Source organism: Klebsiella sp. K5-204 (assembly GCF_030128585.1).
Lineage (GTDB): Bacteria > Pseudomonadota > Gammaproteobacteria > Enterobacterales > Enterobacteriaceae > Klebsiella > Klebsiella quasipneumoniae.
Genome location: NZ_JAKUZS010000001.1, coordinates 427,284 through 447,081, shown reverse-complemented (window position 1 = coordinate 447,081; position 19,798 = coordinate 427,284). Strand labels below are relative to the sequence as shown.

17 protein-coding genes are annotated in these 19,798 nt (G+C 59.9%); 10 read left to right on the top strand and 7 right to left on the bottom strand.

Going from position 1 to position 19,798, the window contains the following annotated elements; all coding sequences use genetic code 11:
* Nucleotides 1-8 precede the first annotated feature (8 nt).
* On the top strand, nt 9-575 hold the full coding sequence (locus MKR05_RS02235) for a DJ-1/PfpI family protein (RefSeq protein ID WP_023289387.1): 567 nt from the start codon (nt 9-11) through the stop codon (nt 573-575).
* A gap of 142 nt (nt 576-717) precedes the next feature.
* On the opposite strand, the gene MKR05_RS02230 is transcribed toward MKR05_RS02235, so the two are convergent.
* Complete coding sequence (locus tag MKR05_RS02230) at nt 718-1,479, bottom strand: SDR family NAD(P)-dependent oxidoreductase (protein WP_180265678.1); 762 nt, start codon at nt 1,477-1,479, stop codon at nt 718-720.
* Between the two features lie 108 nt (nt 1,480-1,587).
* On the opposite strand from MKR05_RS02230, the gene MKR05_RS02225 reads away from it, so the two are divergent.
* Together MKR05_RS02225 and MKR05_RS02220 are read left to right on the top strand one after the other, a co-directional pair.
* Complete coding sequence (locus MKR05_RS02225; RefSeq protein ID WP_044522511.1) at nt 1,588-2,502, top strand: LysR family transcriptional regulator; 915 nt, start codon at nt 1,588-1,590, stop codon at nt 2,500-2,502.
* 302 nt (nt 2,503-2,804) lie between these two features.
* A complete protein-coding gene (locus tag MKR05_RS02220) occupies nt 2,805-2,993 on the top strand; it encodes a hypothetical protein (protein WP_023289384.1) in 189 nt (62 codons plus the stop codon).
* Between the two features lie 45 nt (nt 2,994-3,038).
* Here the strand turns inward: MKR05_RS02220 and MKR05_RS02215 are convergent, their stop codons facing one another.
* The 5 genes from MKR05_RS02215 to opgC are packed head-to-tail and all read right to left on the bottom strand — an operon-like array spanning nt 3,039 to nt 7,204.
* On the bottom strand, nt 3,039-3,506 hold the full coding sequence (locus tag MKR05_RS02215) for an ATP-binding protein (protein WP_284118200.1): 468 nt from the start codon (nt 3,504-3,506) through the stop codon (nt 3,039-3,041).
* Nucleotides 3,507-3,525: 19 nt separating this feature from the next.
* Entirely contained in the window at nt 3,526-3,864 is a 339-nt protein-coding gene (locus MKR05_RS02210; protein ID WP_023289382.1) for an STAS domain-containing protein, read from the bottom strand.
* Nucleotides 3,854-5,068 carry a PP2C family protein-serine/threonine phosphatase gene (locus MKR05_RS02205; protein ID WP_048334817.1) on the bottom strand — a complete coding sequence of 405 codons (1,215 nt, stop codon included), beginning with the start codon at nt 5,066-5,068 and terminating at the stop codon, nt 3,854-3,856. The genes MKR05_RS02210 and MKR05_RS02205 overlap by 11 nt, the downstream gene beginning before the upstream one ends.
* 8 nt (nt 5,069-5,076) lie before the next feature.
* Complete coding sequence (locus MKR05_RS02200) at nt 5,077-5,976, bottom strand: hypothetical protein (RefSeq protein WP_044522506.1); 900 nt, start codon at nt 5,974-5,976, stop codon at nt 5,077-5,079.
* Nucleotides 5,977-5,986: 10 nt separating this feature from the next.
* On the bottom strand, nt 5,987-7,204 hold the full coding sequence (gene opgC, locus MKR05_RS02195) for an OpgC domain-containing protein (RefSeq protein WP_238875472.1): 1,218 nt from the start codon (nt 7,202-7,204) through the stop codon (nt 5,987-5,989).
* Between the two features lie 276 nt (nt 7,205-7,480).
* Here opgC and MKR05_RS02190 point away from each other — a divergent pair, with 276 nt between their 5' ends.
* The 7 genes from MKR05_RS02190 to MKR05_RS02160 are packed head-to-tail and all read left to right on the top strand — an operon-like array spanning nt 7,481 to nt 18,861.
* Nucleotides 7,481-9,298, top strand: coding sequence for a glycosyltransferase (locus MKR05_RS02190; protein WP_060590979.1), 1,818 nt, complete (start codon nt 7,481-7,483; stop codon nt 9,296-9,298).
* Nucleotides 9,295-10,626 (top strand): DUF3131 domain-containing protein, encoded by a 1,332-nt coding sequence (locus MKR05_RS02185; protein ID WP_284118040.1) that lies wholly within the window; start codon nt 9,295-9,297, stop codon nt 10,624-10,626. The genes MKR05_RS02190 and MKR05_RS02185 overlap by 4 nt, the downstream gene beginning before the upstream one ends.
* Nucleotides 10,623-12,170: a DUF3131 domain-containing protein gene (locus tag MKR05_RS02180; RefSeq protein ID WP_044522496.1), complete on the top strand. Its 1,548-nt coding sequence runs from the start codon at nt 10,623-10,625 to the stop codon at nt 12,168-12,170. Before MKR05_RS02185 ends, MKR05_RS02180 begins: the two co-directional genes overlap by 4 nt.
* Nucleotides 12,155-13,549: a DUF3131 domain-containing protein gene (locus MKR05_RS02175; protein WP_238875474.1), complete on the top strand. Its 1,395-nt coding sequence runs from the start codon at nt 12,155-12,157 to the stop codon at nt 13,547-13,549. The genes MKR05_RS02180 and MKR05_RS02175 overlap by 16 nt, the downstream gene beginning before the upstream one ends.
* Nucleotides 13,546-13,980, top strand: coding sequence for a hypothetical protein (locus tag MKR05_RS02170; protein ID WP_023289374.1), 435 nt, complete (start codon nt 13,546-13,548; stop codon nt 13,978-13,980). The genes MKR05_RS02175 and MKR05_RS02170 overlap by 4 nt, the downstream gene beginning before the upstream one ends.
* A gap of 2 nt (nt 13,981-13,982) precedes the next feature.
* Nucleotides 13,983-16,673 (top strand): response regulator, encoded by a 2,691-nt coding sequence (locus MKR05_RS02165; protein WP_238875476.1) that lies wholly within the window; start codon nt 13,983-13,985, stop codon nt 16,671-16,673.
* Entirely contained in the window at nt 16,663-18,861 is a 2,199-nt protein-coding gene (locus tag MKR05_RS02160; protein ID WP_238875478.1) for a glycosyl hydrolase 2 galactose-binding domain-containing protein, read from the top strand. The genes MKR05_RS02165 and MKR05_RS02160 overlap by 11 nt, the downstream gene beginning before the upstream one ends.
* 24 nt (nt 18,862-18,885) lie before the next feature.
* Here the strand turns inward: MKR05_RS02160 and MKR05_RS02155 are convergent, their stop codons facing one another.
* Nucleotides 18,886-19,755 carry an aldo/keto reductase gene (locus MKR05_RS02155; RefSeq protein ID WP_110243524.1) on the bottom strand — a complete coding sequence of 290 codons (870 nt, stop codon included), beginning with the start codon at nt 19,753-19,755 and terminating at the stop codon, nt 18,886-18,888.
* Nucleotides 19,756-19,798 lie beyond the last annotated feature (43 nt).

Below are 19,798 nucleotides of genomic sequence, written 5' to 3'. Positions count from 1 at the left end.
TAAAAATAATGAGCAAGAAGATCCTGATGCTGGTCGGCGATTACGCCGAAGATTACGAAACGATGGTCCCTTTTCAGGCACTGCAGATGATTGGCCACCAGGTCGATGCCGTCTGCCCGGATAAAGCCGCCGGCGACTATGTGATGACGGCGATCCATGATTTTGACGGAGCCCAGACCTACAGCGAAAAGCCGGGGCACCGCTTCACCCTGAACGCCGATTTTGCCGCGGTGAAGGCCGAGGATTACGACGCGCTACTGATCCCCGGCGGACGCGCGCCAGAGTATCTGCGTCTGAACGAACAGGTCATTAAACTGGTCCAGGCGTTCGACGCCGCACGTAAACCTATCGCCGCCGTCTGCCACGGGCCACAGCTGCTGGCCGCCGCCGGGATTCTGCAGGGGCGGACCTGCAGCGCCTATCCGGCCTGCGCCCCGGAGGTGCGCCTGAGCGGCGGGCATTATGCCGATATCGGTATCGATCAGGCGCATGTTGACGGCAATCTGGTCACCGCCCCCGCCTGGCCGGCACACCCGCAGTGGCTGGCGAAATTCGCCGCCCTGCTGGCGGAGTAACGCATTTTCTCTGACTAAGTGAAAGACTATCGCCGCGCTGACGCTCTCTTTGTTACCGGCCCGGCGGTTTTCGAACGGCCGTTTCCGCTGCCGCCAAACCTGATTCAGCTCAGCGAAACGCTGGCCGGATTGTCTCCTCGCCTCAGATGCGCATTCCCCCGGAAACTTCAATGCGCTGGGCATTAACCCAGCGATGAGCATCGGATAACAGCGAGGCGATCATCGGCCCGATATCCTCTGGCACCCCCGGTCGGCCAAGCGCCGTCATGTTCGCCACCGCCTGAGCGACCTGCGGGTTATCCCGCACCACCCCGCCGCTGAAATCCGTGGCGATGGCGCCCGGCGCCACGCAGTTCACCGTGATCCCGCGGCCGCCCAGCTCAAACGCCATATAACGGGTCAGGGTTTCCACCGCAGACTTCATGACTGCATAGGGCGCCCGATTCGCCATCACGATACGGGTCAGTCCGGACGAGATATTCACAATTCGCCCGCCATCGGCCAGCAGCGGCAATAATTTTTGGCTGAGGAAAAAAACACCCTTCACATGGATGCGATAAAGCGCATCGAGCTCCGCTTCGGTAGCGTTCAGAAACCCCATGCCGCTGGCATTGCCGGCATTATTGACCAGGTAATGAAACCGATCGGCCCCCAGCTCCGCCAGGGCCGCCTGAAAGGTGCTGACAAACCCGTCAAAGGTGTCGGTTTCGCCGGCGCTGAAGGGCAGCGCGATCGCCCGCGAGCCCTGGGCTTCAACCCACGCGACCACATCGTTCGCCTCGGCGAAATGCGCGTTGTAGGTCAATACCACGTTCACGCCGCGCTGAGCCAGCGCTTCAACAGTCGCGCGGCCCAGGCCACGGCTGCCGCCTGTCACCAGGGCGATTTTTGCGCTATTGTTCATGTTTTCCCCTTTTATCTCTGCTGAAAACATGAGCGATTATAGGCCTCTGAATGCCGACGATAAGACCTCATGGTGCGACAGGATTGTTTTGCCAGCTGGAACAATGTCATGGATAAACTGGATACCCTGACCCTGTTCGTGCGTATCGTCGAACGGGGTTCGTTCAGCGCTGCCGCCGCGGATCTGGGTTTTTCCCGGCCGGTGGCGACCGCGGCCATTAAGGCGCTGGAGGCCAGCCTTGGGGCGCGCCTGCTGCAGCGCACCACCCGGCACGTGCAGCCGACGGCGGAGGGCTCGCTGTATTATCAGCGCTGCGTCTCCATCCTGGCGGCCCTGGAGGAGGCCAACCGCAGCGCCGGAGGGAGCATCTCTGGCACCCTTCGGGTGGACGTGGCGGGCAATCTGGCGCGAACCCTGCTGCTGCCCGCGCTACCGCAGTTTCTCGCCCGCTATCCGGCCATTACCTTGCAGATTGGCGAAAGCGAGCGCGACGTCGATCTGGTCCGCGAAGGGGTAGATTGCGTCATTCGCGGCGGCCATCTTCCCGATAGCGAGATGATTTGCCGGCCGCTCGCCATGCTGCAGGAGATCACCTGCGCCAGCCCGGCCTATCTCGCCCGGTACGGTACCCCGCATACGATTGACGGGCTGGCGGGACACGTGACGATCGGTTTTGTTTCATCGCGCACGCACCGTACCTTGCCGCTCAGTTTTACCCTGGATGGCCGCCAGACCGAGGTCAGTTTGCCCTGTCGGCTGCTGACTTCCGATGCCGACGTCGGCGCCGAAGCGGCCAGACTGGGCTTTGGCCTGTATCAGGCACCCTTGTCCCGCCTTGAGGCCGATCTGGCATCCGGTGGGTTAACGGAGGTGCTGGCTGATTTTCGCCCTGCGCCGCTGCCGCTCTCCCTGCTCTATCCCAGCAGCCGGCAGCTCTCTGCCCGGGTACAGGTATTTATCGACTGGGTGACGGCGCTGATGAAGGCGCCCCTTCCGCAGCAGGCATCCGGAAGGCTAAAATAACGTTTGCTATTATTTGCGGCTCGTGCGTTAATCATTAAGTCGATTTACCAGACGAAAAATTATTATCGAAGCACGTGTTCTCATCTCCAGGCGTTATCCCTGATACCACCTTCCTTTGAGCAGTCCCGTTAGTATTTTGCTTTTTCTGTAAACAGGCCCTGTCAGACCCCTGTTGGCTCGTTAAAAAAGCCCTCCGTCTGACCCAATACCCGGCTTACCACTAACAAAAATCAGCCGCGTTAATTTCCCTGAAAACGACCATTGTCTTTTCAACAGAACATTACCCATACAAGGTTTACATTATGATTGAACATATCCATTTTAGATGCCCATGCTGCCATGGCTCCCAGTACAGAACGTCCCAGTTTGACGTGACGGAAAAAAATCCCTTTGGTGCGAAATGCATTTTCTGCAAATCGGCCATGATGACCTTAGATACTATTCGCCCTTATCACCTGGGCGCGCTGTCCACCGCTCAGGCACAGCCATAAGACGATGAAGCGGGTGAACGCGGGCGGGAAAATCCCCCCGGTGATTCACTTGGGGGCAACCTCTGGTCCTTCACCTGGCGCACCGTCGGTGGAATGGCGAAGGCCGGCATCCGGCAACGCTTTTATCAGGGTCGTCACATTCTCCCCGGCGCGGGTTTCCACATTAAAATAGTCCACCGCGCGCAGAATGAGCCGCAAACCTCTGCCGCTTTCCGCTAACGGATCGACATCGAAGCGCTCATCGCTACGCGCCAGCGCCAGGCGCTCTGCCGGAAAGACCTCTCCTGCATCAATAAAGCGCAGCGTCACCCGGTCCTCCGCTGCGATAAATTCGACACGAAAAACGCGTTGCCGATCCTCATGCAGCGCATAGCGAATGATATTGGCGGCCGTCTCACAGGCGGCAAGATCGAGCGCGAAGCGCCACTCCTCCCCGACGTGCAGCGGCGTCATTTGTTGAGTCAGCCACGCCGCCAGCGGTGAAAGCGAGCTGAGTTGGGCAGGAAACAGCATGACGTTATTCACGGGCGCATCACGGATTGAACTGCGCAAGGGCTGAAGTGCGATCCTCGCAAATACGAAAAATACGATCCATCCTGGTCAGGGTAAACATATTGCGGATGCCGGGGTTCAGCGCGCACAGTGTCATTTCTCCTTTACCATTCATCATTTTCATCAGGGAAACCAGCGTTCCCAAACCGCTGCTGTCGATAAAATCGATTTTACTGAAATCAACAATCAGATCGGTGCGATCTTCGCCTATCTCCTGGGCGATTGCCGCTTTAAAGGCTACCGCGACGGACGCATCCAGCCGACGCACCGCCGGCGTCAGGATCGTCACCGAGGCCTGCCGTTCGGTTTCAATTTTCATCACTGTCCCCTGTACGTTCAATAATCAAGAGTGAAACATCATCGGCCATCGCCTGAGTCTCCTGCCCGTCGCCACTGCGCCAGCGGATCAGGTGCCGGGCAAACCCCGGCAGCAGCGCGGGCAGCGGCTGCGTCACGCTGTCCTGCAGCCACGCTTGTAAACGCGCCTCGCCAAACTGTTCACCGCTCCGGTTTTCACATTCGGTGATGCCGTCGCTGAACAGGCACAGCCGCTCTCCCGGCGCCAGTGAGAAACTGACATCTGCCCACGAGAGATGGTCTATCAACCCCACCGGCGCCCCGCCGCTGCCGACCGGACGGACGGCTGCGTCCGGGCTCACGATAAAAGGCGTGGGATGCCCGGCCTGACAGAGTTTGCCCGCGCCGGTCTTCAGGTCAATGACGCCATAGATCAGGGTGAAATAGCTGACAATCTCTGTTTCGTCACTGCAAAAACGACCATTAAGGATCGCCACCACTTCAGCAGGCGACGCCGGCTGGTTGTCTGCCGTAAAAAGAAAGCGCTCAACGGCCCTGCCATGCAGAAACTGGCGGGCGACGGCGAGCGACATCATCGCCGCCCCCACGCCATGTCCGGAGACATCCACGCAGTAAAATCCGAGCCGATCGCCCAACGGGAAGACGTTAAAAATATCTCCCGACACCCAGGCCGAGGGCAGGAAAATCCAGTCGGAGAAAAATCCCTGATGACGCAGCTGATGAGCCGGGAGAACCGACTGCTGAATGCGCGCCGCCAGCTCCAGATCCTGTTCAATCTGTCGCAGCGCTTCGCTCAGCCGCGCATTGCGCGCGGCGAGGTCAGCCTCAAGGGAGAGGATCCGCGACCCGGCGTGCAGCCGCGCCCGCAGTTCGCTCTGCTCTACCGGTTTGCTGAGAAAATCATCGGCCCCGGCCTCAAACCCCTGCGTTAAATCGCCAGGGTCTTCGCGGGCGGTAAGCAATATCAGATAAACGTAGTGACCAAACTGGCGACGGCGAACTTCCCGGCACAGCGTCAGGCCATTCATCTCTGGCATCTCCCAGTCGCTTATCACCAGGCTGACGGGCTGGTTTTCGAGGATCGCCAGCGCAGCGACGCCGTTTTCCGCCTCACTGACGATATAGCCCCACTGCGTCAACATCCGGCTTAGCAGCCGACGATAAACCAGCGAATCTTCAACAATCAGGACGTGCTGTGCCGACATCGCGCCTCCTAAATCGGCAAGAACCAGATAAGGCTGATCGTGCCTTCACGAAACTTGCCGCTGCCGCTGTCGTGCCCCGGATAGCGGGTACCGGCATAGTTGGCATACTGCACAGAGAACGATCCTGGCGTATAGCCCGCGTAGCCGAAACTGTAACTGTAGTCGCCATTCCACGGCTGCTGCTGGCTACTGTCCGGATACCAGAACGCGGTAGCGCGCACAAAAAAATGCTGCTTAAAGGTATATCCGCAGCCGCCGAGCAGCACATTTTTGTTTTTGCGGATGTCATCGCTCTCCAGATCGTAATAGCGCGGCACCCAGCTGTAGCCTACCTGGCAGATAATGGCATCGCCTTTGTTAATCAATAGCGCATGCTCCATGGGCTTCGGCAGCGAAAATTTATACGCCAGGGTAATCGCCCCCTGCTCAAAATAGGTGTGACGCTTGCTGCCCGAGGTCCAGAAGTGGTTATCGCCATAGTTACTGTAAACCAGGCTGACGGTGTTGGCATGCCAGTCGTCGTAGCCAAAACTATAGCGAAAATCGGCGGTATAGCGGCTGGTATCGGTCACCGGTAAACGGGATGTCACGTTGGCGAACCAGAAGCTGTAAGGCGAGTATTGCAGGCTGAGGTTCAGCGTCTGATTATATTTTTTCTTCTGTTCTGCGCTGTCTGAGCTGTTGGGGACGGTCATCCACTGCTCTTTTAAACCCGAACTAAAGCTCAGCGCTCCGGAAAACACCTTGTCATTCCCGGAAAAAAGTCGTCCCCAGCGGCTGGTAAACACCCCGGCCTGCACCGGTTCACCATTTTTATCACGCAGCGGTTGTGCGTCGTTCTTCTCTGCTCCTTCGGCACCTGCGATGGCGCACCATAGCGCGCAGGCCAGCATATATTTCTCCCGCATTTGCCCTTCCTTAGTTAGGTATCCAGCGTGCGGCGACGCGGTATTTGGCCATCAGCCACAGTACGCCCAGCGCGGCGGCATGGATCAAGGTGTTCACTATCCACGCCTGGCGCCACAGATCGAAGGTGACCAGTTGGCTTACGGCGAGCACGATGTAAACATGCAAAATAAAGGTGTAGAGCGAACGCTGCCCGAGCGGGATCAGGAACCAGCCTGCCAGCCAGTTCAGGGGGCGCCAGCACCGGGTCAACAGCAGATAAATAGTGACCATCAGACTGATATCATTAAGGATCCGTACCGGCCCGAGGCCGTTTTTCGCCGCCCAGGTATGGTAAAAGGCGTTAAATTCCGCCGGTGGGATCACGTGCATCAGCAGCGCGGGCGGCATAAAAGGATTGGTATGATTCTGGGCGACAAACGCAAGGATAAGCGCGATGCACACCAGCGCCGCGACGGCGACTTTGCCGGGCGGCGTGCGGGCGAAAGAGATCAGTTCCGCTTTGTACCAGCCGCAGCACATTCCCAGCACAAAGATAAATTGCCAGGCCATCAGGGGAAAGGCGAATTCAAATTCGCAGGGCGTCACCCGTACCGGCCAGCGTTGCCAGCAGCCGTAGATCAGCAGCGAGACGCCTAGTAATGGGTAGACGTGACCCTTTTGCAGCATGCCGAGAAACAGCGGGCTGAGCAATAACAAAAAAATATAGAGACCGAGGATCTGCGTCTGATGCGGGCCAATCTGCAGATAAAGGATAATGTTAAACCACGTCTCTTTTATTTGTGGGGTTAGCGGATAAAGCGACCAACTGGTCCCGGAAAAGCGGTCGGTAAAATGAGTGACTTCATAGACATTAATATGAGGTAAATATCTCAGCAAAAGAAAAGAGACAATAATAATAATATTAACCTGATATATTTTCCAGGCGCGAAGATAAAGCCCCCAGCTCACCGTCAGTAATACTGCCTTTTGTAATCTGACACGATTTAGCATCCCTAACATGAAGCCGGACAGGATCACAAAGCCCTCGGCACCGGTGGTCAAACCAAATCGTTCCCAGCTGAAAATATTAAATATCGACATCACTTCCGTATGCGCAACCACCATCATCACGAGAGCAATACCGCGCATAAAGTCGATACGCAGGTCGCGATCCCCGGTCAGAGAGTAACGCCAGGCCGTTGATTTATCAGTTTCTTTTTGCGAAATCGCTGAAGCAACCTGGCTCATGAGGGATCCCGTCGTCTACCCTGCAACATTTATTACAAATTATTTAGATAGTGTAGAATGCGCTATCTTGCAATGCTCATTTTATAAATTCCGCCTGCGTACATCACACTATGTTAAGTCATCCCGGTGACTATCATTTCGCGCTGTTGAAATTTTTACGCCACCATCTACACTCACTTTACTGTTATTTATAAGCCCCTGTGCGTTCTGCAGAACGCCGCCAATCAATAACAGACCAGTCATTCAAACTCAGCGCGGAATCAGGATATCCTTGCTATGGATTTTTATTTTTCCCGTTTTGAACATCGTCGACCGCCTGAGCCGCTCAGCACCCCGCGCTGGGTGAGGATGATCTGGCAGGTATTAGCCGTGGCCGCCCTGGTTCTCGGCGCCAATTATATTTACTGGCGCTGGACCGCGTCTTTAAATACCGACGCCCTATGGTATGCCGTTCCGCTGGCGCTGGCGGAAACCCTGGCGTGGATTGGCACAGTCCTGTTCACCATTAATTTATGGCAGGAAAAAGATCCTCCGCCAGGCGTCCCCCCGACGGAGATTAACGACTGTCTGCGAGCGGATGAAGCGGTGGAGTCGAGGCCGATTAAAGTCGATCTGTTTATCGCCACCTACTCCGAAGATGTGGAGCTGGTCAGGCTGTCGATCCGTGACGCCATGCGGATGACCTATCCCGGTCCGCTCGACTATAAGGTGCATGTTCTTGACGACGGGCGTCGCCCGGAGATGAAGGCGGTCTGCGAGCAGGAGGGGGCGAACTATATCACCCGTCAGAGCAATATCGGCTATAAGGCCGGTAACCTGCGCAATGGGCTGGAACATACCGATGGCGACTTTCTGATCATCTGTGATGCCGATACCCGCGTTTTCCCGACCCTGCTGAGCAATACGCTCGGCTATTTTCGCGATCCGGACGTCGCCTGGGTGCAGACCCCGCAATGGTTTTTCGATCTCCCGGAGGGGGAGGATCTGGCGCGCTGGCTGCGGCGTAAAGCGGGCGGCGCAGGCTACGGCGTGGGCTGGCTGGCGCAGAAAATCGTCGGTCCGGTGACCATTGGTCGCGATCCGTTTTTCAACGATCCGCGCATGTTTTACGACGTGATTTTACGGCGCCGCAACTGGGCTAATGCCGCATTCTGCTGTGGCGCCGCCTCCGTTCACCGGCGGGAAGCGGTGATGCAGGCCGCGCTGCGCAGCTACGTCTGGAGCGTTGACGCCGAGATCGCGCGTCATACGCGGGATATTCGCGACCCGGCAACGCGGGAAGCGCTGCAGGAGGCCATGCGCCCCCACGTGGCCTACGATACTGAACTGACGCCCTATAAGTTCCACGTCTCGGAAGATATTTATACCTCCATCCTGCTGCACGGCGACGCTGCCCGCCGCTGGCGCTCGGTAATGCACCCGCGGATCGAGTCGAAAATGCTCTCGCCGCAGGATATGCTGACATGGATGATCCAGCGCTTTAAGTACGCTGCCGGTTCGCTGGATATCCTGTTCCATGACAACATCTTCAGCCGCCGCCGCTTTAAACTCTCGCTGCCGCAAACGCTGATGTATGCGACCACCTTCTGGTCCTATCTGGCCTGCGTATGGAATACCGTGTTCCTGATTTCGCCCATTATCTATCTCTTCACCGGCATTCCCCCGGTGTCGGCGTGGTCTACCCCTTTCTATCTGCACTTTTTACCCTTTTTTATTGTCTCCGAACTGGCCTTTATGTTCGGCACCTGGGGCATTTCGGCCTGGGACGGCCGGGCCTCTTACCTCTCCTTTTTCTCGATGAATCTGCGGGCGCTAAACACCGTTTTGCGCGGGGAGCAGATCAAATTTCACGTCACGCCAAAAGAGCGACAGACGGGCCGTTTTCTCTATCTCGTCAAGCCGCAAATTGCCATCGTTATACTCACCCTGACGGGGCTGCTATGGGGCGGCATTCAGGTGGCGCGCGGGCAGGTTGACGACCCCTCCGGGTACGTCATCAACATTTTCTGGGGCGCGGTGAATATTGCCGCCATGCTGCCGCTGATCTTCGCCGCCATATGGACGCCCCCCGAAGAGCAGGAGACAAGTCGATGAGGATCCGCGACGCCCTGCTCCCCGCCCGCAGCTACCTCACCATCCTCATTGGCTTCCTGCTGGGTTTTGCGATTGTCGTGTGGGTGGAAAAACAGATGCCCGCGCGCGTCGAGAGCAGCGGTGGGATGACGTTGAGCCAGGATTTTCCGCCGCTCCCTGCCCCGCGCGAGCTGACCTTTGACGAGGCGATCTGGGCGCGAGTGGCTTGGCAGTATTATGTGAATAATACTCAGCCAACCGGTCTGGCCAACGCGCACGATGGCGAACCCTGGCTTAGCCTGTGGAGCGTCGGCAGCTATCTTTTCGCCGTGGTCGCCGCAGAGCAGCTGCATATTGTGACCGCCGCCGAAGGTGATGAGCGCCTTGCCGCCGCCCTGTTTACGCTCGGTCAACTGCCCCTCAACGCCCAGGGATTGCCCGCCGCTCAGTACCATGCCGACACGCTGCAGATCCTCGGCAGCCCGGACTCCTCCGCCATCGGTATGGGACGCCTGCTCACCGCCCTGCAAACGCTGCTCTGGCGCTATCCTCAGCACGCCGCCGCGGTGCGGGATCTGTTTAATCAGTGGCGGGTCGGCGCGCTCATCAGCAACAGCCCCGCCAGCCAGGCCGCGGCGCCGCTGCACCACTGGGCGCTGGCGGCGGATGAACCGCGGGACAGCTTTGGCTACCGGCTGTACGCCAGCCATACGCTGCGGCTGATCGACAGCGCCGCGGGGCTGGCGGTGACCAACCCGCCGCAGGGGCAGCAGATGATCGATATCGACGGCATCATGGTGCCCGACGAGGGGCTGCGCACGCCCTGGGGTCGGCAGCCTTCGCTGATCAGCCTGCCGTACCTGCTCACCGGGCTTGAGCTGGGCTTTGACGCGCAGAGCGCGGAGATCGCCTGGCGCATCATGCAAATCCAGCAGCGCCGTCATAGCCTGAGGGTCAGCAAGCCGCCGATCAGCACCGACTACGCCGAGCCCGCGCCGGATTATGCCAGCGCGCTGGCGGACCGGCAGCCGCAGAGCGCCTTCGCCCCGCGCAGCGCCGCCCCGGAGCAATCGGCGATCACCTCCACCCGCACCGCCTTTGCCTGGTACGCCCTGTTCCGTAATAGCTGGAGCGAAGCGCTGCGCCAGCAGGTCCAGACGCTGCAGGTCCCGGGCAGGGGCTGGCAGCGCGGGTTAAACCTCAACCGCAGCGTCAACGACGTTATTGACGGCGATACCAACGCGATCGTGCTGGAAAGCCTGGCCTACATTTCCCGGGGGCAGATGCTGTGTCTGGCCTGCCTGAGCCCTGCCCCTCTCCCCTCGTCCTCAGCAGGAGCAACGCCATGAAGCTGATCTATTTATCCCGTTTTCCCCTGCTGGCCGGACTCATGGCGCTGTGGCTCTCGCTCTCCGGCGCGCAGGCCGCGACCGGTCTGCCGGCTACGGAATATGCCCCGCGCAGCGGGGAGCTGACGCCGAGGGAGATGACTATCGCCAGAAACGCCTGGCAATATTTCGTCGCCAACTTTCAGCCCACCACCGGGCTGGTCAATGCGGTGAACAAATACCCCTCCACCACCATGTGGGACAGCGCCTCCTATCTGGCCGCGATGACCGCGGCCCGTGAGCTGGGGATTATTGATAAGGCGGAGTTCGACCGTCGGATGCTGAAGTTTCTCGCCACGCTGAATAAGCTCGATTTATTCCGTAACGAATTGCCCAACAAAGCCTATAACACCGTGAGCGGACAGAAGGTGAACTACCAGAACAAGCCGGGCGAAATCGGCTATTCGGCGCTGGATATCGGCAGAATGCTGATCTGGCTGAAGGTGATCAAGGAGCGCTATCCGGAATACAGCAACAGCATCGATAACGTGGTGCTGGGGTGGGATTTCAGCCATGTGGTCGATCCCTGCGGCACGCTGTACGGGGCGTATCTGGAAAACGGCCAGCCAAAATACGTTCAGGAAGGCCGCCTGGGCTACGAGGAGTACGGCGCGGCAGGCTTTCAGCTGTGGGGATTTAACACCTGTCAGGCCAGCCGGCCGCAGCCCTACGAGCTGGCGGAGATTTACTGCGTGCTGGTCCCCTATGATTCGCGCGACCCGCGGCAAACCAGCCAGCATAACTATGTGGTCAGTGAATCTTACGTGCTGTATGGCATGGAGTTTGGCTTTGATAATCCTGCTGACCGGAACAACAGCCCGCGCGAGTACTCCCATCCATGGATGAAAAACTTTGCCGACCGGGTCTATCAGGCCCAGGAGAATCGCTACGCCATCACCGGGATCCTCACCGCCCGCTCCGAGCATCAGCTCGATAAATCCCCGTACTTTGTCTATGACACGGTGTTCAGCGATGGTTTTAACTGGAACACCATAACCGACAAAGGCCAGTTCGTACCGAACAGCGCCGCCGTGTCGCTCAAAGCGGCGATGGGGATGTGGGTGCTGTGGAACTCGCCCTATACCGATCGTCTGCTGGACGCCATTGAAAATGCGAACGAAGCGGGTAAAGGCTATTACGAGGGGCTGTATGAGAACGGCGACGGGCCAATCAATGAATTTACCGCCAACAATAACGGCATCATGCTGGAAGCGCTGCTGTTTAAAAAAGAGGGCAAACTGCTGCAGTTTTCCAGCGACAATCCGAAAAACCGCAATTTCGCCCCGTCGCTGTGGGACAAGAAGCTGGTGGATCTCTTTGAACCGAATAACGGCCCGCGCAATCGCCCGTTCCTGAGCAACACCCCGGCCGTCAAAACATGGTGCGAGCAGACCGGGACCACGCAGCGCACCCAACCCGCCTGCCAGGCCTGCCAGTGCGCCGCCTGCAAGGCTGACGAGCCCGTTAAACTTCCGCCGGTGACCGCGCAATGCTTAAAACCATAGCCCGCTGGCTGGCCGTCGCCGTCGTCCTGCTGCTTATCGCCCTGGCGCTGTTTGGTCGCGAAGGCGCGGGGTGGCGCTGGCTGACTAAAGGCGGCTGGCACACCACCGCCCGTATCAGCAGCCTGACGCCGCAGGAGCGGACGTGGGCGCAGATCGCCTGGCGGTACGTCGAGAACAATACCCAGCCGCAAACCGGCCTCGTCAACGGCAGCGACAAACAGCCCCGCGCGACGCTATGGCAGATGGGCGACACCCTTATCGCCCTGCTCGCCGCCAGAGAGCTGGGGCTGGTAAAGGAAGCGGAATTCGACGCCCGCCTGACGCCCCTGCTCGGCACCCTCAATCGACTGACGCTGACCGACGGCGGTTCGCCGGGCAGGCTATACTCCACTCAGACGGCGACCCCTGTCGACTTCAGCGGCAAACCGGCGGGGAGCGGCTGGTCAGCGAAAGATATGGCGCGACTGATGCTCGCCCTGCGGCTCACCGCCGAACGCGCGCCGCAGTATGGCGAGTACATTGATAAAATTATCCTGCGCTGGAACTTCTGTCCGGTGATCGATAAAGACGGTGAGCTGTGGTCCGCCTCACTGCAGAACGGGCAGCGGACGATCCGCGAGGAGCTCCGGCTGGGAGACAGTGAATACGCCGCCAGCGCGTTCCGCCTGTGGGGATTTCCGGCCGGCAAGGCTCTCTCTCCCCCGGCGCGACATGTGATTATTTATCAGCGCCGCCTCGCCGTTGACGACCGCGACCCGCGAACCACCTGGCAGCCCGTGGTGCTCTCCACTTTGCCCGCCATGCTGCCGGGACTGGAGTTCGGCTGGCAGCCGCCTGGCGTGTCGGAAGAGGTACAAAAAGCCATGCGCGCCCGGGCGGAAGGGATATGGCTCAGCCAGAAAACGCGCTGGACGCAGGATAAGGTGCTCACCGCCCGGGCCGATTTTTCGCTTACCCAGGCGCCCTGGCACGTGGAAGACACCGTCTGGGGAAATGGCTACGCCTGGAATACGCTCGGGGACGACGGGAAATACTACCCCCGGCTGGCGCAGGTGACCACCAAAGCGGTCTTTGTCCTGTGGACGCTGTGGGAAACCGAGTATACCGATGCGCTGATGGCGGTCACTACCCATCTTAACGACCCGCAGCGCGGCTGGTTTGAAGGTCGGGTCGAGGCCACCGGCGACGTCAACGCCACCCTCACCCTCTCCACCAACGCCATGGTGCTGGAGGCGCTGTTTTACAAACACAACGCCGGGCCGTTGTTCAAAAACGGCCTCGCGGATGACAACAGCTATTTTTCCCGCCGCGCGACGGACGAATTTAACCCGCCCCGCCGCTGCCTGCCGGGCGAACGGGTCATGAGGAGCGCACCATGAAGTTTTATCGCGATCTCTTTGAAGCCAGCCTGAATCGCGTCGTACCGGAGCACGACAAACAGCGCTTCTTCGAGGCCTTCTACACTACTTTTATCCATATGTCTGCTGAAACCGAGCAGCACTTCTCACAACGCTCCGGCGAAGAGGGCCAGCAGATGATCTTTAAAAGCTTTTTCGCCATGCTGGCGGTCAACGGCGACCTCTTTGTACCCGATTTCCTGGAACGGCTGGCGCGGGCGCAGAGCGAGGAAGGCCTGCGTCTGCCGCCGCGTTTTTTTGCCCTCTGGCGGGAAGCGATGCTCAAAACCGTCCGCGCCAGCGATCCGCTGTGCGATGAGGAGATCCTCACCGCATGGGCAATGGCCATCGCCCCTGGGCTTGAGTATCTGCGCCGCCAGGCTGAGCTGCACTATCAAACCGCTGGCCAGTAATCATGCATGCCGCTAACCGTACCGACCTCAACCTCCTGCCCTCGGCGGTGATGATCTACGATGAGCGCGAACGACTGCAGGCCTGGAATGATAAGGTGGCGCTGTTTTATCCAACGATCGCGCCCTGGCTCGCCGTCGGCGCCTCTCTTGAGAGCCTGGCGGAGAAGTTTATCGATGCCGGATATAACATCGACCCAGGCCGGCAACAGACGCTGCGCGAGGCGATAATCCGCAACTGCCGCCAGACGAACCACTGCGAGGTCCGTCAGTCGGGCAACCGCCGGATTTACGTTCAGCATCAGCGGCTGGCGGATGGCGGGATTGTCAGCCTGCATACCGACATCACCGAGCTTGACGAGGCCCGACGCTCGCGTCACCAGCTTCACGACGACTTTTTATTCACCGCGGAGTCGATCCAGATCGGCATCTGGGACTGGCAGGTCTCCGGCGACAGCCTGCAGGTCAATGACACTCTGCTGGCGATGGTCGGCCAGTCACGGGCGCAGTGGCGCTTTCCACTGCGTTTTATGCTCAATCTGGTCCACGAGGAGGATCGCGCCACCCTGCAGCAGGCGATGATCGCCTCGCAAAACGAGCATATGCCGTTTTTTGAATGTGAACTTCGCGTCCAGCACCCCACGCAGGGCTGGCGCTGGATGCTGCTCTCGGGGCAGATCGTCACCCTCAATATGCAGCAGCAGGCAGAGCGGGTGATCGGCACCTTGCAGGATATTACCCGGCGCAAAGCCGCAGAGCTGCTGGCCATTGAGGCGGCGAAGGAAGCCCGCGAGGCGAACGAAGCGAAAAGCGCCTTCCTCGCCAATATGAGCCACGAAATCCGCACCCCGATGAACGGCATTCTCGGCATGACGCAGCTCTGCCTCGACACGCCGCTGACCGCGGAGCAGCGGGAGTACCTTTCGCTGGTGATGAGCTCAGCCCAGTCGCTGCTGCACATTATTAACGACATTCTTGATTTCTCACGCATTGAGTCGGGCAAGATGCAGGTGGACGAAGAGCCGCTGGAGATCCGCCCCTTTGTTCAGTCGCTGATCCGCCCGCATATGCCTGCCGCCAGCGAAAAGGGCATTGAGCTGCTGGTGGATATCTCCCCAGCGGTGCCCGAGGTGCTGATCGTCGATGGCCCCCGGCTGCGGCAAATCCTGACCAACCTGTTGGGTAATGCGCTGAAGTTCACGCATCAGGGGGAGGTTCTGCTGGCGATAGCGCCGGCCGGCGACGAAAACCGCTGGCGCTTTCGCATTCGCGATACCGGCATCGGCATCGCCGCGGAGAAGCAAAAGGCGATCTTCGAGGCTTTCAGCCAGGCCGATAGCTCCACCACCCGCCGCTACGGCGGCACCGGTCTGGGGTTAACCATTTCGGCCCGCCTGGTCAGCCTGATGGGCGGCGAGCTGACGGTGGAGAGCCAGCCCGGGGCGGGCAGCGAATTTGCCTTCACCCTGCCGCTGGCAGCGCTGCACGCCGCCGCCGACAGCGCCCCGCTGGGCCACTTTAACCACCAGCGGGTGCTGGTGGTTGACGACAACAGCACCAACCTGCGCCTGCTCGACGCCATGCTTCGCCAGATGGGGCTGATGCCAAGCTGCGTGGACAACGCCGGCGAGGCGCTACGCCGGGCCGCCGAAGGGCCGCCCTGGCCGCTGATCCTGCTGGACGCGCAGATGCCGGATATGGACGGCGTATCCCTGGCGCTGGAGCTTTCCGCCCTGCCCGAGGCCCGGCAAAGCCAGATTATTATGCTCAGCTCCATGAGCCGCCATTTTGACGCCAATATGCTCAAGCGCATCGGCATTGCTCACTATCTGCATAAACCGGTGGCGCAGCGCGAACTGCATCAGGTTATCGCCGGCATTCTGGTTCCCACGCCGGTGGCGGCGACAGCGCCAGCCCCCGTTGCGGAACCGGTCAGGGAGCAGGCCGGGCTGCATATCCTGCTGGCCGAGGACAATCTGGTTAATCAGAAGGTCGCCAGACGGCTGCTGGAACAGCTTGGCCACCGCTGCGAAGTGGTGAACAACGGCCGGGAGGCGCTGGCGCGCTGGCGCGCCGACTGCTGGGATCTCCTGCTGATCGATCTGCAAATGCCGGAGATGGACGGTGAAACCGCCATCCGCCTGCTGCGCGAAGAGACGCAGGCGCTCGGCCGGGAGCACCAGCCCGCGATGGCTATGACCGCCCACGCGATGCAGGGCGATAGAGAGCGCTGTCTGGCGATGGGCTTCGACGGCTATATCGCCAAACCGGTGAGCCAGGAGGCGCTACGGGAGGCCATCGCCCGCGTCGGCGCGGCGGAAAATAGCGGTCCGGAGGAAGAGGAAGGCCTGCCGGACGAGGCCCGCCTGCTGAAACAGTGCGCCGACGATCCTGAGCTGGTCGAGGAGCTGCTGGGGCTCTTCGCTGCTGGGCTTGACGCTGCCGCCGCCGCCCTTACCCACGCCATTAACGCTAATGACCGGGAGACGTGGCGTCGCGCCGCCCACAAACTGCGCGGTGAGGCGGCCACCCTTGGCTTTCAGCGCCTTTCCGGGGTGCTCCAGCAACTGGAGAGCCAGGCAGCCTCGCCCGACCAGAGCGTGCCGGGCGACCTGCAAGACACGCTGGCCGAGGCGATCGCGGGTTGCCACCTGTGGCTGCGCCGCAGAATGCAGGAGGCTCCCCGTGATCGCTAGACGTCTTCTGCTGCTGGTGGTTTGCCTGCCGCTGGCGCACGCCGGCTCAGCGCCGGTAACCTGGTCACTGGCCGGACAATGGCGGGTGCATGACGCCAACGACAGCGCCTTCGACGGCGCGCAGGCTTCGGATGGCGACTGGCGCACGCTGCGGGTACCGGCAAACTGGTACAGCGCCGGATACGATCATCAGGGCGCCCTGTGGTATCGCCATCAGTTTACCCTGCATGGCCTGACGCCGGACGCCATGGCCACCCTGGTGTTTGACGGCGTCGATTACTTTGCCGAGGTGGCGCTCAACGGCAAGACGCTGGCCCGGCACGAAGGGTATTTTCAGCGCTTCCCGGTGGACATCACCGGGGTCGTTCGCCGCCATAATCAGCTCGCCGTGCGGGTCGACAGCCCCTATGAAGACCCGCAAACGATCTGGCCGCTGCACAAAACGCTGATGAAAGGGATCCTGAACCAGCACGATACCCGCCCGGGCGGCGCCTGGTCGGTTCAGGGGCAGGATGCCAATTCCGGGGGGATCTGGGCGCCGGTGAAGCTCCATCTGAGCCGCGGCGTCACCCTCGACGAGGTGATCCTGCGTCCGGACTGGCGACAAGGGCTGGAGCAGCCCATTCTGCGTGCCGAAATCCGCTATCGCGCCGTGACCCCCGGCCCCGTCACGCTGCGCCTGACGGCCACCCCGGACAATTTTTCCGGCCCGCGTTTTCAACAGGCCTTCGCGGTCACCCTGGAGAACACCGCAGGCGTCCTGCGCGTCTCGCTGCCCATGCCCTCGGCAAAGCTCTGGTGGCCCGTGGGTGCTGGCAAACCTAACCTCTACCGGGTGCGCGCCACCCTCGCGGATAACCGGGGGATCATGGATTCCGCCGTCACCCGCACCGGATTACGTAAGGTGGAAGCGCTGGCGGACAATCAGGGCTGGCGCATCAATGACAAACGGCTGTTCATCAAGGGCAGCAACTATATTGGCTCGCCGTGGCTGAGCACCATGACGCGGAAAAAATATCGCCGGGATTTCAGGCTAGTCACGGCCATGAACGCCAACGCCATCCGCGTTCATGGCCACGTGGCGGGCCGCGCGCTGTATGAGGTGGCCGATGAGATGGGGCTGATGATCTGGCAGGATGTTCCGCTGCAGTGGGGTTATGATGACAGCGTCGCCTTTGCCGATAACGCGGTGCGCCAGACCCGGGCGATGATGGACCAGTTCGGCAATTCGCCGGCGATTATTGTCTGGGGCGGTCACAACGAGCCGCCGTGGAACTCGCCGTGGATGGAGAAACGCTTCCCCGACTGGCGTAAAACCTTAAACCAGACCCTGACGCAGCGGGTGGGCGATGCGCTGGCGGAAGATACCTCCCGCATCGTGCATCGCTTTTCCGCTGTTGAAGAGCACTACTGGGCGGGCTGGTATTTCGGCACCCTGCGCGACCTGCTCTCCCCGGCGAAAACCGGGATTATTTCCGAGTTTGGCGCCCAGGCGCTGCCCCGCCTCTCCACCCTGAAGACCATTATCCCGGCCCGTCTGCTGTGGCCGAAAACCACCGCCGCCGACGACCCCGGCTGGGTGCGATGGAAGTACCATAATTTTCAGCCTTTCCAGACCTTTAAATTTGCCGGTATTCCACGAGGCAACACTATTCAGGAGATGATTGAAAACACCCAGGCGTATCAGGCCAGGCTGGTGGCGCTGGCAGCGGAGAGCTATCGCCGCCAACGTTATCAGCCGGTGACCGCCCTGTTCCACTTTATGTTTGTCGAGACATGGCCCTCCATCAACTGGGGGGTGGTGGATTATCTGCGCCAGCCGAAGGCGGGTTACTATGCCCTGCAGCGCGCCTATCAGCCGATCCTGCCATCCATCGAGCCGGTGACCGCCAGCTGGCGTCAGGGTAGCCCGGCGACGGTGCGCCTGTGGGCGATTAACGATACCTGGACGGCCTGCGAGGATTGTCGCCTGACCTGGCAGGTCAGGCAAAATGGCCAGATGCTCGCTCAGGGGGAAACCACCCTGACCCTGCCACCGGACGCCGGCCAGATGGTCAGGGAGCTGACCGTCACCCCTGCCGGCCCGCAGCCCGTGACGGTCGACTACCGCATCGACAACCGTCGCGGCACACGCGTGGGCGCTAACCAGCATACCGAACCCGTCGCTGCGGCGCAGGCAGCTAAATGAAGCAGGCGTCACGCTGAGCCACGATCAGTCGTGGATTTTCACCCCCAGACAGCCGCGAACGAATTCAGGGTTAAAGTGTTTCACTGCTTCGCCAACGTAACCTAAATCCAGATCGCTAATTTGCGCCATTTCGCGCGCGGTGAGCGAGAAATCCCAGATGGCAAAGTTCTCTTCAATACGCTCCTGGCGGGTGGATTTAGGAATGACCGTGACGCCTCGCTGCACGTTCCAGCGCAGGACCACCTGAGCAACGGTTTTTTGGTGGGCATCGGCAATCTCCTGCAGCATGGCCTCTTCATACGGATTATGTCTGCCACCGCCTAACGGCGCCCAGGCTTCCGGCTGAACGTGATAGTGCTTCATGGTTTCCAGCGCCGCGGGCTGGGCGAAATAAGGATGCAATTCGACCTGATTCACCATCGGCCTGATTCTGACGGTTTCGCAGAAGTTAGCTAACACATGGGCGTAGAAATTGGACACGCCGATCGCTTTCAGGATACCGGCTTCATAAGCCTCCTCCAGCGCGCGCCAGGCGCTGAAATAATCGCCCATCGCCTGATGCAACAGATATAGATCGAAGTATTCCAGCCCGGATTTTTTTAAGGACGCGGCAATCCCGGCTTTCGCCATCCCGGCGTTGGCCATGTCCTGAACCCACAGTTTGGAGGTAATAAACAGCGCCTCGCGGGTACACAGACCTTCGGCGATGGCTTCGCGAACGGCCTCCCCCACCGCATCTTCGTTATCGTAGACGGCGGCGGTATCGATGAGGCGGTAGCCGGTGCGAATGGCGTTCAGCACCGACCGCTTACACTCTGCTTTATCGGTTACCTTAAAAACGCCAAAACCCAGCATCGGCATTTTACGGTTGTTACTTAATACGCAATATTCCATGGTCAGCCCTCATCTTGTTTAACCATCATGGTAGGCCATAAAC